Source organism: Streptomyces sp. NPDC102279, from assembly GCF_044766365.1.
Taxonomy (GTDB): domain Bacteria; phylum Actinomycetota; class Actinomycetes; order Streptomycetales; family Streptomycetaceae; genus Streptomyces.
Map to the genome: position 1 here is coordinate 222,614 of NZ_JBIWLU010000015.1, position 12,565 is coordinate 235,178.

At 71.7% G+C, this 12,565-nt stretch carries 11 protein-coding genes and 3 pseudogenes; 6 read left to right on the plus strand and 8 right to left on the minus strand.

Annotated features, from left to right (window positions below; genetic code table 11):
* Window positions 1-11: 11 nt before the first annotated feature.
* From ACIRQH_RS34050 to ACIRQH_RS34060, 3 genes are all read left to right on the plus strand, one after another.
* Window positions 12-782, plus strand: a complete 771-nt coding sequence (locus ACIRQH_RS34050; RefSeq protein WP_388876630.1) for a hypothetical protein — start codon at window positions 12-14, stop codon at window positions 780-782.
* A gap of 225 nt (window positions 783-1,007) precedes the next feature.
* Window positions 1,008-1,955 (plus strand): Ig-like domain-containing protein, encoded by a 948-nt coding sequence (locus ACIRQH_RS34055; protein ID WP_404228685.1) that lies wholly within the window; start codon window positions 1,008-1,010, stop codon window positions 1,953-1,955.
* A gap of 191 nt (window positions 1,956-2,146) precedes the next feature.
* Window positions 2,147-3,724 (plus strand): CocE/NonD family hydrolase, encoded by a 1,578-nt coding sequence (locus tag ACIRQH_RS34060; RefSeq protein WP_404228656.1) that lies wholly within the window; start codon window positions 2,147-2,149, stop codon window positions 3,722-3,724.
* 47 nt (window positions 3,725-3,771) lie between these two features.
* Here the strand turns inward: ACIRQH_RS34060 and ACIRQH_RS34065 are convergent.
* The 3 genes and pseudogenes from ACIRQH_RS34065 to ACIRQH_RS34075 all read right to left on the minus strand — a co-directional run.
* Window positions 3,772-3,870, minus strand: a pseudogene (locus ACIRQH_RS34065) (amino acid ABC transporter permease); the annotation flags it as partial.
* Between the two features lie 322 nt (window positions 3,871-4,192).
* Window positions 4,193-4,312, minus strand: a pseudogene (locus ACIRQH_RS34070) (amino acid ABC transporter ATP-binding protein); the annotation flags it as partial.
* A gap of 215 nt (window positions 4,313-4,527) precedes the next feature.
* The gene (locus ACIRQH_RS34075) at window positions 4,528-4,968 is read right to left on the minus strand and encodes a DUF6278 family protein (protein ID WP_404228659.1); all 441 of its coding nucleotides are present in this window, start codon (window positions 4,966-4,968) and stop codon (window positions 4,528-4,530) included.
* A 358-nt stretch (window positions 4,969-5,326) separates the two neighbouring features.
* Between ACIRQH_RS34075 and ACIRQH_RS34080 the strand changes: the two genes are divergently transcribed.
* The 3 genes and pseudogenes from ACIRQH_RS34080 to ACIRQH_RS34090 form a co-directional block, all read left to right on the plus strand.
* On the plus strand, window positions 5,327-6,259 hold the full coding sequence (locus tag ACIRQH_RS34080; protein ID WP_404228662.1) for a helix-turn-helix domain-containing protein: 933 nt from the start codon (window positions 5,327-5,329) through the stop codon (window positions 6,257-6,259).
* 98 nt (window positions 6,260-6,357) lie between these two features.
* Window positions 6,358-7,368: an SMP-30/gluconolactonase/LRE family protein gene (locus tag ACIRQH_RS34085; protein WP_404228664.1), complete on the plus strand. Its 1,011-nt coding sequence runs from the start codon at window positions 6,358-6,360 to the stop codon at window positions 7,366-7,368.
* A gap of 55 nt (window positions 7,369-7,423) precedes the next feature.
* Window positions 7,424-7,786, plus strand: a pseudogene (locus ACIRQH_RS34090) (zinc-binding dehydrogenase); the annotation flags it as partial.
* A 93-nt stretch (window positions 7,787-7,879) separates the two neighbouring features.
* On the opposite strand, the gene ACIRQH_RS34095 reads toward ACIRQH_RS34090, so the two are convergent.
* From ACIRQH_RS34095 to ACIRQH_RS34115, 5 genes are all read right to left on the minus strand, one after another.
* A complete protein-coding gene (locus ACIRQH_RS34095) occupies window positions 7,880-8,659 on the minus strand; it encodes an exodeoxyribonuclease III (RefSeq protein ID WP_358821488.1) in 780 nt (259 codons plus the stop codon).
* Between the two features lie 114 nt (window positions 8,660-8,773).
* Complete coding sequence (locus ACIRQH_RS34100; RefSeq protein ID WP_358821489.1) at window positions 8,774-9,409, minus strand: MBL fold metallo-hydrolase; 636 nt, start codon at window positions 9,407-9,409, stop codon at window positions 8,774-8,776.
* A gap of 69 nt (window positions 9,410-9,478) precedes the next feature.
* The gene (gene pcaC / locus ACIRQH_RS34105) at window positions 9,479-10,777 is read right to left on the minus strand and encodes a 4-carboxymuconolactone decarboxylase (RefSeq protein ID WP_358821490.1); all 1,299 of its coding nucleotides are present in this window, start codon (window positions 10,775-10,777) and stop codon (window positions 9,479-9,481) included.
* A 74-nt stretch (window positions 10,778-10,851) separates the two neighbouring features.
* Window positions 10,852-12,078 carry a histidinol-phosphate transaminase gene (gene hisC, locus ACIRQH_RS34110; protein ID WP_388876646.1) on the minus strand — a complete coding sequence of 409 codons (1,227 nt, stop codon included), beginning with the start codon at window positions 12,076-12,078 and terminating at the stop codon, window positions 10,852-10,854.
* A 307-nt stretch (window positions 12,079-12,385) separates the two neighbouring features.
* Window positions 12,386-12,565, minus strand: a 180-nt coding sequence (locus ACIRQH_RS34115) for a hypothetical protein (RefSeq protein WP_358821491.1), incomplete at its 5' end; no start/stop codon positions are given.

The window sequence follows — 12,565 nt, forward strand, 5'->3', positions numbered from 1 at the left end:
CATGCGCGCCCATGACTGACGACGTGCGCAACATCGTCCTCGGCGTCCTGGCGGCCGGCATCAGTGCCGCGCTCGGCTGGCTCGCCCGTACCTATCTGTGGAAGCGCAAACTGCGGCGCAAGCAGGCGTTCTTCGGACTCCCCGACAACTCCGAGTCGCTGCTGGTGGTGAACCGCGAGGCGGGCGGGCCCGAACTCACGGTGATGCGCCACGACGTGTTCGCGCTGCTGGAGTTGTCCGCGCTGATCAAGGACTGCGGCGCGCACGCCCAGGTCATCGCGCACGATGCCACGCAGCAGGGTTTCGGGGAGCGGACGGAGTTCTGTGTGGGCGGTCCGTCGTCGAACCGGCGCATGGCCGCGCATCTGCACTCGCTGCTGCCGGGCATACGGGTGAACGTGGACTCCGAGCCGGGTCCCGACCGGGGCGCCTTCCAGATCGGCAGTGAGCGCTACCGCCTGGAGGCAGGCCGGGGCGAGTACGTGATCCTCGGCCGGCTCACCGCGGGCCAGGGCCGTGACGCGAGACCGGTGTTCCTGTTCTGCGGGCAGCGCGCGATCACCAACCAGGCGGCGACCCGCTACCTCGCCCGCAACCACGCGCGCCTGGCCCGCAAGCACGGCGGCAGCAGCTTCGTGCTGCTGCTGAAGGTCGTGAACTCGCAGGCGTACGGTCCCGACGTCGTCGAGGTCGTCGCGGACGTCACCCGCGCCGCCCAGGCCCCCCTGCCGACGCCGGCACCCGCTGCGGCGGCGGCATCCAAGCACCGCGCGGAGTCCTGAGCGGCCACGGCGCGTCGAGGACGACGGAGGGCGAGCGTGGCGAAGGCGCAGGTGGGACGGATGCGGGCGGGGCGGCGCGTCCCGCACTCCCCTGCCGCACCCCGTCTCTCCTCGGCTCGCCCTGCCGCAGATGTGACATAAACGGCATCGAGCAAACCTAAAGGGCGATTGCGCCTCTTTCCGTACAGTCCACAGCCTGTACGGAGGTACGTCCCCTTGCGTCGCATACGCCGCCCCCTGCTCACCCTCACCACGGCCGCGTCCGTGGTCGTCCTCAGCGCCTGCTCCGGCGGCTCCCCCGCGGCGGCGGACGCGGCGCGGACCTCGCCGGGGCCGAAGGCGAGCCCGGCAGCGGAGCGGGCGAAGCCGTTCCACCCCGACAGGATCAACAAGCTCACCCTGGCGCCCGGCAAGGGCACCACGGTCGGCGTCGGCCAGCCGGTGTCGATCGTGTTCGACCACCCGGTGGAGAACAAGGGGGCCGTCGAGCGCGACCTCGCGGTGACCACGTCGAACCACACGGCCGGCTCCTGGGGCCGGGTGACGAGCCACGACGGCAGGGACCGCGTCGACTGGCGGCCGAAGGCGTACTGGAAGGCCGGCACGAAGGTGCGGCTGGACGCGCGCCTCGACAAGGTGAACTCCGGGGCCAGGGGCGGCTGGTCCGTCCGTGACTGCACGACGTCCTTCACCGTCGGCCGGAGCCAGGTCGCCCGGGTCGACCTGGACGCCGAGCGGTTGACCCTGATGCGGGACGGCCGGGTACTGCGGTCCGCGCCGGTGTCGGCCGGCACCCCCGGGGGTGCGAAGGCCTCGTGGGGCGGGATCTCCGTACTGATGGCCAAGGAGGGCACCGTCAACATGCGCTCCGAGACGGTCGGCCTCGGGGACGCCTACGACAAGATGGTCGACTACTCGATACGGCTGACCTGGTCGGGCATGTACGCGCACGCGGCGCCCTGGAACGCGGCCTACTTCGGCAACACCAACCACAGTTCGGGCTGTATCGGCATGAGTGACGCCGACGCGTCCTGGCTGTACGCGCAGGCCCGGGCCGGCGACCCGTTCGAGGTGACCGGCAGCGGCTCGAAGGGGGTGCCCGCGGCCGGGAACGGGTACGGCGAGTGGAATCTGTCGTGGGCCGACTGGCGGGCCGGGACCGCCCTGGCGTAGCACCGGACTTTCCGGCGGTCCGCGTCGGGCCGCCGCCCGCACGCCTGTCCGGCACAGGGCGGCGGGGTCCGCTCGCGAGGAAATGAACTCTTCAACAATCGTTACTCGCACGTAACTTACCGACGGGGTACCTCCGGTAGCCGACGAGGTTACCGTCGGGTCACTTTGCACTGACCAGTGAGGAGTGACCCGTGGGACACGGTCGCAACGCCCTGCGCACGTCCGCCGTCGGTGCCGTCTCCGCGACGTTGATCGCCGCCGTCGGCCTCGGAATGGCCCCCGCCGCCCAGGCCGCGGGCGGCACGAGCGGCGGTATCCGATTCGTCGACATCACCGGAGACGGCGGAACGCCCCTCAAGGCCAACGTCGTCACCCCCGCGGGAGCCGACGGCACCCGCGCCTACCCGCTCATCGTGCTGCCCACGAGCTGGGGCCTGCCGCAGGTCGAATACCTCGCGCAGGCCCAGAAGCTCGCGAACTCCGGCTACGTGGTGGTCAGTTACAACGTCCGAGGGTTCTGGCAGTCCGGCGGGCAGATCGAGGTCGCGGGCCCGCCCGACACCGCCGACGCCTCCAAGGTCATCGACTGGGCGCTCGCCAACACCCCCGCCGATCCGCGGAAGGTCGGCATGGCGGGCGTCTCGTACGGGGCCGGCATCAGTCTGCTCGCCGCCGCCCACGACAAGCGCATCAAGGTGGTCGCGGCGCTCAGCGGCTGGGCCGACCTGATCGACTCGATCTACTCCAACCGCACCCAGCACGCACAGGCCGCCGCCCTGCTGGACGGCGCCGGCTACCTCACCGGCCACCCCAGCCCCGAACTCCAGCAGGTGTTCACGGACTTCTTCTCCTCGAACCTCTCCACGGAGCAGAGCCTCATCGACTGGGGCAAGAAGCGCTCCCCCGAGACCTACGTCGACCAGCTCAACAAGAACGGCGCCGCCGTCTTCCTCGCCAACGCCTGGGGCGACACGATCTTCTCGCCCAACCAGTACGGCAGGTTCTACGAGGAGCTGACCGGACCCAAGCGACTGGAGTTCCGGCCCGGCGACCACGCCACCGCCGAACTGACCGGCCTGTTCGGGCTCCCCAACGACGTGTGGACCGACACCGGCCGCTGGTTCGACCACTACCTCAAGGGCGACGACAACGGCGTCGACCGCGAGCAGCCCGTGCGGCTCAAGTCCCGCTCCACCGACGGCTACGAGGGCTACCCGGACTGGAAGTCGGTCGGCGCGACCACCCGGAAGATCGCCCTCGGCGGCACCACCACGATCCACACGAACGTCGACTCGGGCGCCGACGGCGGAGTGGTCTTCCTGTCCAGCATCCTCGACCAGCTCACGCGGACCCCGCCGATGGCCTCGATCCCGCTGCTGCCGCGTACCTGGGCCGCGGTGTGGCAGTCGGAGAAGTACGCGAGCGGACAGCACGTGCGCGGCACCGCGCGGGTGCACACGACGGTCACCGCGACCAAGGAGAGCGGCACCCTCGTCGCCTATCTGTACGACGTGGGGCCGCTCGGCCTCGGCAAGCTGGTCAGCAACGCGCCGTACACCTTCCACGGGCGGACGCCCGGCAAGCCCTTCGGTGTGGACCTGGAGTTGTACTCCACGGCCTACGACGTCCCGGCAGGGCATCGGCTGGCCCTGGTCGTCGACACGGTGGACCCGCTCTACATCGAGCACAACCCGTCCGGCGCGCAGTTGACCTTCTCCTCGCCGGAGCACGACCCGTCGTATGTGTCGGTGCCCCTGCGCGAGCAGTGATCTCCGGCTGCCGCCGGCCGGGTCTGGCCCTGTGAGCTGCTGCTCCCCTACGGTGGCGGGGCGGTGGGGGGTACCCCACCCGGCAGCAGCGTCCCTGGTTCGGCCGGTGCCACGTCCACGGCCTCGGTCTCGGGACTGCGCCGCTCCCACCGGTTCGCCCGGGTGAGCGGCGCGCACATCCCGGTGCGGAGCGGCGGGGTCGCCGTCACCGCGGGGATGAACGCCACATCGTAGTCGAGGTTCGATGCGGTCGGCTTCCCGGTGTGCGGTTCAGGACCCACGCCGTGCGGGGCGCGGATGCCGTGGGGCTGGGCCGTCCTGGCGCCGTCGAAACGCCCGCGAGTCCGGCGTGTCCGCTCGCGGAGCGCTGCTCCCGGGTACGGGATCCCGCGTGCCGTACGGCAGTTGGGGTCCTGTGCGGGTGTGGCCGGCTCAACGGGCGGGCTGCCCTCCTTTCCGCGGTACCGGCGGGCCGGTGAGGGCGGTCGCCTCCCCCGTGCCGACGGTGAGGTTGACGTCCTGCAGAACATGCAGCTCCCCGAAGTACGTGTTGACGTCGTGCAGCTCGATCAACGGATCGACGGCCATTCCGGTCCCTGCCCACTCTCAGCTGTGTCGGTCAACGCAAACTATCGACGCAAAACGGGACTTAAGGGACGACACGCACGCAGAGCAATTAACCGTATTTGAGGCTGCATTACGACCTCATCACGACACTCCGTACGATCCCCCGGATGGCATTCACCCGGCACGCCCGGGCTCCGGGCAGTGCCCTGTGCGTCGGGCCGGCCGACGGCCGCCCGCTACCCCTCGGAGGCCTCGGCGTACATCTGGGACAGTTCGGGGACGCCCTGGACGGCCCAGTCGAGCCCCGCCTCGACGACCGCGATCTCGCGGCCCGAGGGCAGCCGGACGGCGGGGCTGCCGCCGGGCCAGACATGCCAGGACGCGCCGGGGACCGTACGCACCACGACCGTGCCGAGATAGAGGCCCGCGTCGTTGCCCAGCCAGGGAAGCGCCTCGGGGTCGTCGCGCCACAACGGAAGGAGCTGGTCGAGCGCCGCCAACGAGGCCGGTGTGTCGTCCAGTTCGAGGCCGACGGCCGCGGCCTGGGAGCGGAGCAGTTCGCACTCCGAGAGCAGTTCGGCGACACCGTCCGGGTCGTCCTCGAAGGCGGCGGCGAGCGCCCGCTCCTGGCGCGCCGGATGGCGCCTGCGCCATTTTTCCAAGAAGGGGATGTTCATGACCGGCCTCTCCGTGGGGTGCGATCGCCGACGGCACCGCGTTCCCGGCATTTCCACGAGCCTATCTTGCGGCAGTTGATCACGGAATGGTGCGAATCACCATGCCCGGGGCTCGCTCGCACCGCTCCGACCGCCCACGAGCGGGACGTCCTGCCCGCGGAGGGCCGCACTCGTCGGCGAGCCTCCGGGCCACGGGCGTCAGGGTGATTTCGTCACGGTCGGCGATGTACCGGCGCAGAGCGTCGAGTTGTGTTCGCCGGGTCCGGCAACGCCGGGCCGGCCGGCGTTGCCGGACCCGGCGTTGCCTACCCACAGCCGGGGCAGGCTGGGTGGCGCCGGGGCGCCGATACTCGGAGTCATGAACGGAACATCGCACCTCGGGGACTTTCTGCGGACGCGGCGTGCCCAGCTGCGCCCCGAGGACGTCGGAGTGCCCACGTACGGGGAACGGCGGCGTGTGCCGGGTCTCCGGCGCGAGGAGCTGGCCCTGCTGGCGGGTGTGAGCGTCTCCTACTACACGCGGCTGGAACAGGGCCAGTCGCAGAGCGCCTCACCGGAGGTGCTGGACGCGATCGCCCGCGCGCTGCGGCTCGACGAGTCCGAGGAGCGGCACCTGCGCCACCTGGCCCACGCGGACCGGCAACGCCCGCGGGGGCGGCGGCCCGCTCCGGAACGCGTGACCGAGGCGATGCGTCAACTGCTCGACGCGCTCGGGGAGGTGCCGGCCGTCGTGCTCGGCCGGCGCAGTGACGTGCTGGCGTGGAACCGCCTGGGGCATGCCCTGTTCGCCGGCCATCTGGCCCCGGCGGCACCGGAGTCGGCGGCCGGGCGGCCCAACATGGCGAGGCTGGTGTTCCTCGACGCTCACACCCGCGCGCTGTACGCGGACTGGCCGGGCAAGGCCAGGGCGGTCGTGGGCAACCTCCGGCTGGTGGCGGGCCTCCACCCGGACGACGGGGCGTTGCACGCGCTCGTGGGTGAACTCAGCTCGAAGAGTGCCGAGTTCGCGTCGATGTGGGCCGACCACCGGGTCAGGGCGTGCAGTGTCGCGGCCTACGCGATGCGGCATCCGCTGGTCGGCGCGCTGACCGTCACGCAGCAGACCCTCAGCCACGGTCCGGGCCCCGGCATCGTCGTCGCCACGACCGAGCCGGACTCGTCCTCGCGTGCCGCCCTCACCCTGCTCGCCCAGGCCGTGCGGTCCGCCCCGCCGACCGGCCCCGCGGCTCTCGTGCCGCAATCCCCCAGGACCGTCCCGCCGTCCTCGGGGTCCCGACCGCCCGTCTCCTGACCGGGCCTCGCGCCCCGGACATCGCCCTTCCCCGCCCCCCAACAACTCACACGCGTCGGCGTGTTGCTGCCGCGTGCCCGAAAACAAGTGAAGGAATCATGGCCAAGAAGCTCTCCACCCTCTCCGCGTCGGCGGCCGTCCTCGTCACGGCCCTGACGGCGGCACTCGCCTCGGCGCCGGCGCTGGCGTCGACACCGCCACGAACCCCGACTCCGCCGACCACGTCGGCTGCTGTCCCCGCGTCGTTGGACCACGCGCGGATCGCCGCGCACTTCGACCTGGCCTCGGGACGGACACCCGAGAACATCGCACTGGCACCGGGCGGCGACGCGTACGTGACCTTCGCCGCGGGCCGTCAGGTCGCCAAGGTGTCCCGCGACGGCACCACCCGGATCCTGGCCACCCTGCCCCTACCGGCCGACGGCGGTGTCCACACGCCGGTCCTGGGCTTCCCGCTGACCGTCGGCATCACCCGCGCCCACGACGGCACCCTGTACTTCCTGTACGCCACCGGCACCTCCGACCTGACCGGCGTGTGGCGTCTGCGTCCGGGCGGCCGGCCCGAGCGGATCGCCGCGCTGCCCGCGGACGGCCTGCCCAACGGCCTCGCTCTGGACGCTCGCGGCGGCACCCTCTACGTCACCGACTCCGTGCTCGGCACCATCTGGCGTGTGCCCACCGCCGGCGGCACCGCCACCGCCTGGTCGACCGCCCCCGAACTGGCCTCCACCGGCTTCCTCGGCGCCAACGGGCTGAAGGTCCACCACGGCGCGGTCTGGGCCGGCAACCTCGACCAGGGGACCGTCGTGCGCATCCCCGTCCTCCCGGGCGGGCACGCCGGCCGGGCCCGGATCAGGGCCACCGGCCTGCCGGGCATCGACGACTTCGCGTTCACCGGCCACGGCGACCGCCTGCTGGCCACCCTCAACGGCTCCAGCCGGGTCGCCCTGGTACGGCCCGACGGCAGCCACTCCATCGTGCTCACCCGGGCCGACGGCCTCCAGAACCCCACCTCCGTCGCCCTGCGCGGTCACACCGTCTACGTGACGAGCGCCGCCTACGTCACCGCCGAGGACCCCAACCTGCTCCTCGCCCGGCTGAACGACTAGCACGGCACCGCTCACGCCCGTCCCGCGCCGACTCACCCGGCGAAGTGCCCGCACGGGTGTCGTCGAGCGGGTCCGTGCGCTCGCTCCCGACGGCGTCGACCTGGCGCTCGACGTCGCCGGGAGCGGGGTGCTTCCCGAGCTGATCGGTCTCGCCGGTGGTGCAGGGCACGTCGTCACGGTCGCCGACTTCGCCGGAGCGCGGCAGTACGGGGTGACGTTCAGCCGCGGGGACAACGGCCGCGCCGTCCACGCTCTCGGCGACATCGGTGAACTGATCGAGTCGGGGCGCTTCGCGCTCCCGGTCGCACAGGCCTTCCCGCTCGACGACGTCGCCGAGGCGCACCGGACGGGCGAGCGGGGTCGGGTGCGCGGGAAGCTCGTCCTGCTGGTCGGCCGATGTGCGGGGCGGCGGCCGTGACGGCCGCGGCTGCGGTCCGCCGGTGGCGTGCGCTGTCGCTACCCGGACGACCCCCGGTCCCGGTCCTTCGGTGCCGCGGGCCGGACGGGCGTCCTAGACGTCCAGGTCCACGACGACCGGCGCGTGGTCCGAGGCGCCCTTGCCCTTGCGCTCCTCCCGGTCCACATAGGCGTCCTTGACCGCTGTGGAGAACGCCTCGTTGCCGTAGACGAGGTCGATGCGCATGCCGCGGTTCTTCGGGAAGCCGAGCTGGCGGTAGTCCCAGTAGGTGAAGGGGTGGTCGTACTTCAGGGGGCGCGGGACCACGTCCGACAGGCCGGTCTCCCGCAGTGCGGCGAGGGCCGCGCGCTCGGCCGGGGTGACGTGGGTGAGGCCCTCGAAGGCGGCCACGTCGAAGACGTCGTCGTCCGTGGGCGCCACGTTGTAGTCGCCCATCACGGCGAACGGGCGGCCGCCCGCCGCGTCGCCCGCGACGGCGGTCTTCAGCGCGTCGAGCCACTGGAGCTTGTACGTGTAGTGCGGGTGGCCGACCTCGCGGCCGTTCGGCACGTACACCGACCAGACGCGGACCGGGCCGCAGGTCGCCGAGACGGCCCGGGGCTCCTCGACGCCTTCGTAGCCGGGGTCGCCGGGCAGGCCCTTGACGACGTCGTCCAGGCCGACGCGGGAGATCACGGCGACGCCGTTCCACCGCCCGGTGGCGTGCACCGCCGCCTCGTAGCCCAGCTCGCGCAGCTGGTCCGTGGGGAACTGCTCGGCGGCGATCTTCGCCTCCTGGAGGCACAGCACGTCCGTGCCGGTGCTCTCCAGCCAGGCGAGCAGCCTCGGCAGGCGGGCGGTGATCGAGTTCACGTTCCAGGTGGCGATGCGCATGCCTCACAACCTACCGGGCGGGTACGACAACGGGTCCGCGGGAGACACCCGGGCCCCCTTGCGGCCGACGGGGAGAGGGCTCGCCAGGGGGTCCGGGGGCGGGCGGTGGTCCGGTCAGACCTCGGCCGACGTTCCCGGGGTGAGCCGCAGGTGCTCGGAGCCGCCCAGTGAGCCGATCTGGCTGTCGTAGATGGGCCGGGCCAGGTCCGTGAGCAGGGCGTCGTGGATGTCGTAGGCGCGTTGCGGCTTGACCTCGCGGACGTATTCGATGACCTCGGAGATCTTGTTCCACGGGGCCATGACCGGGAGCATCAGCGTCTCGACCGGGCCACCGGGGACGGTGAGCGCGTCGCCGGGGTGGAACACCCGGCCGCCGTCGACGAGGTAGCCGACGTTGGTGATGCGCGGGATGTCCGGGTGGATCACGGCGTGCAGTTCGCCGTGCACCTGCACGTCGAATCCGGCCGCACTGAACGTGTCGCCGTGGCCGACGGTGTGCACCCGCCCCGGGAAGGCGGCGGAGATCTTCTCCGCCACCGCGCGCAGCGTCCAGATCTCGGCCGCCGGATTGGCGTCCATGCCGGCCCGCAGCCGCTCCTCGTTGAAGTGGTCGGGGTGCTCGTGCGTCACGAGGATGACGTCCGCGCCCAGGGCGGCGTCCTCCTCGCTGAAACCGCCGGGGTCGATGACGAGCGTGCGCCCGTCCTTCTCGAGACGGACGCAGGCGTGTGACTTCTTCGTGAGCTTCATACGTCCATCCTGCCCCCGTGGCCGCGCCCGGGCTCCACCACCCGGACGTACGGCCGCTCGCTCACGTGCTCACTCCTCGGGGGTGGTCTCCTCGCGGATCACCTGCTGCGCCACCTTGAAGGCGCTGTTCGCGGCCGGTACGCCGCAGTAGACGGCGGCCTGGAGCAGTACTTCCCTGATCTCGACGGGGGTGAGGCCGTTGCGCAGGGCGGCGCGGGTGTGGAAGGCCAGTTCGTCGAGGTGTCCGCCGGCCACGAGGGCAGTGAGGGTGACACAGCTGCGTGAACGCCGGTCGAGTCCGGGCCGGTTCCAGATCTCGCCCCACGCGTAGCGGGTCACGAAGTCCTGGAAGTCCCCGGAGAACTCGTCCGCCGCGGCCAGTGCCCGGTCCACGTGCGCGTCGCCCAGCACCTCGCGCCGCACCTTGATCCCGGCGTCGTAGGGGTCGGGCCGTCCCATGACCTCGGGCGGTGCGGCGGGGGGCCCGATCTCGGCGAACGGGCCGACCGGCGGCGGCGCGGACAGGGCGGGGTGCACGGGCGCGGACTGGATCGCCATCTGCCCGGTCGCGGAGTCGAAGGCGGTCGGCTGCCAGGCGGTGGAGAAGTGGCGTACGAGCAGGTCGGTGACGGCGGCGGGCTGCTCGACCGGTACGAGGTGGGAGGCGCCGGGGACGACGGCGAGGCGCGCGTCCGGTATGCCGGCGACCAGGGTGCGGGCCTCCGCGGGGCCGGTGACCTGGTCGTCGGAGCCGACGAGGACGAGGGTGGGCACGCCGATCCGGCCCAGTTCGGACCGTACGTCGAAGGCCGCGAGGGCCTCGCAGGCGGCGATGTAGCAGCCGGGGTCGGTGGTGCGCACCATCTGCACGGCCCACTCGGTGATGGCGGGCTGGGCGGCGGCGAAGCCGGTGGTGAACCAGCGCTCGGGCGAGGTGCGCGCGATCGGGTCGAGTCCGTTCGACCGGACGATCACTCCGCGCTGGCGGAACTCGTCGGCCGTGCCGAAGCGGGGTGAGGCAGCGATCAGGGCGAGGGAGGCGACGCGTTCCGGGCGGCGCAGGGCCAGCTCGATGCCGAGGGCGCCGCTGAACGCGCAGCCCGCGTATCCGAAGCGCTGGACGCCGAGCTGGTCGAGCGTGCCGAGCAGCCGCCCCGCCAGTTCGGCCACGGAGCCGGCCGGGTACGCGAGGGCTCCGCCGTGTCCGGGCAGGTCGAAGCGGAAGACCCGGAAGCTCTTCGCGAGCTCCGGGACCTGCCGGTCCCACATGTGCCAGGTGGTGCCCAGGGAGGGTCCCAGGATCAGGACAGGTGCGTCTTCTGGCCCGTCGAAGCGGTATTGGAGGGTGTTAGGTGGTGTCTCGCTCACCCGTCAGACCCTCTCATCTCCCGCGAGATCCCACATGGCCGGTCCCGGCCTAACGACTCTCGTTCCCCTCTGTGCTATGGGCCGGGCACTGCCGGAACCCTCGAAGGCCCGGGTACCTGCTCTGGGGCGTGTACGTGTGACCGTCTCCGCAGCGGGTCCTCCGGGAGGGTGCCCTCGCCCCGTGCCGGGTGGCTCGGCGTGGTGGGGAAGGTGGCCGACGCCGCGAGGAAGGCGTCGTTCTCCGCGGGCGAGCCGATCGAGACGCGGACTCCCTCGCCCGCGAACGGCCGGGTCGCCACTCCCGCCGCCGCGCAGTGACCGGCGAAGGCGAGAGCCTGGTCGCCGAGCTGGAGCCAGAGGAAGTTGGCGCTGCTGGAGGTGACGCGCCGGCCCTGTTCGGTCAGCGCGTGGTGGACTCGCCCGCGTTCCGCGACCGTGGTCTCCACACGGGCCATCAGAGCCTCCTCCGAGCGGAGAGCGGCGATCGCCGCGGCCTGCGCGACGCCGTTCACGCTGAAGGGGAGGAAGGCCTTGCGGAGTGCCTCGACCACGGTGGGGTGTCCGACCGCGAAGCCGATCCTGAGGCCGGCCAGGCCATAGGCCTTGGAGAACGTGCGCAGGACCACCACGTTGGGGCGCCCGGGCCGCAGAGTGAGGCCGTCGGGGACGTCGTCGTCGCGCACGTACTCGATGTACGCCTCGTCGATGACCACCAGGCAGTCGGCGGGGACCCGGTCGAGGAAGGTTTCGAGGGCGGATCGGGAAATCACCGTTCCCGTGGGGTTGTTGGGGTTGCAGATGAAGATGAGCCGCGTCCGGTCGGTGATCGCGGCGGCCATCGCGTCGAGGTCGTGAGCCCCGTCCTTGAGCGGGACCTCGACCGGGGTGGCACCGGAGAGTCTGGTCAGGATCGGGTAGGCCTCGAACGAGCGCCAGGCGTAGAGGACCTCGCCGCCGGGCTCCGCGACCGCTTCCAGAAGCACCTGGGAGACGCCGACGGAGCCGCAGCCGACGGCGATGGTGTCCTCCGGTACGGCGAAGTGTGCGGATATCGCAGAGATCAGGTCCGCGCAGCTGTTGTCCGGGTAGCGGTTGACGCCCAGCGCTGCCTCGTGGATCGCCTGCACCACCGCGGGGATCGGCTCGTACGGGGATTCGTTGGCTGCCAGGGGGAAGGTGTGTCCCTCGGGTGAGCGTACGGACGTGCTCTGCTTGTAGCTCACGAGCTTGTCGAGCGCGGAACGGATGCGGGGCAACTGCCCGGCGGCGTCGGAAGCGGCGTGGGCGGGGGGCGCGGACATGCTTGTTCTCCTCTGCAGAGCTCGTAACACGATCTTGTCGCGGTGCCCCTGGTCGAGCGGGACCAAGGCGACGATTCCGCCGTTCGTGAGGTGTGGGGAACCGGCCCTTGATCGCGGACGACCGGCTGTGGCGCCAGAGCCACTTGTACGTGCCCCGCAATGACGTCAGTCGGCAACTACCGGCGTCGGAGCTGAAGTTCGGCTCTGGTCGGACCTGCCGGCATCGGGCCGGGGCGGTGGCACGGGGCGTCAAGAGGACCCGACCCTGGTCGTGTTACGGGCTCTGAGAGGGTCGGCGGCTCGGTGGCTACTTCGAGGCGCCTTGGGGTGTTGTCGTGGTGGCGGTTTCGTCCGCGGCTTGGGTGGGGGTGGTGTCGTCTGGTGTGTGTGTGGTGGGGGTGGCTTCGTGTGTTGCTTCTTGGATGGAGCGGTTGCTGAGTGCGGGGAGGCTGAGGAGGGCGACGAGGACCATGAGGAGGCCGCCGAG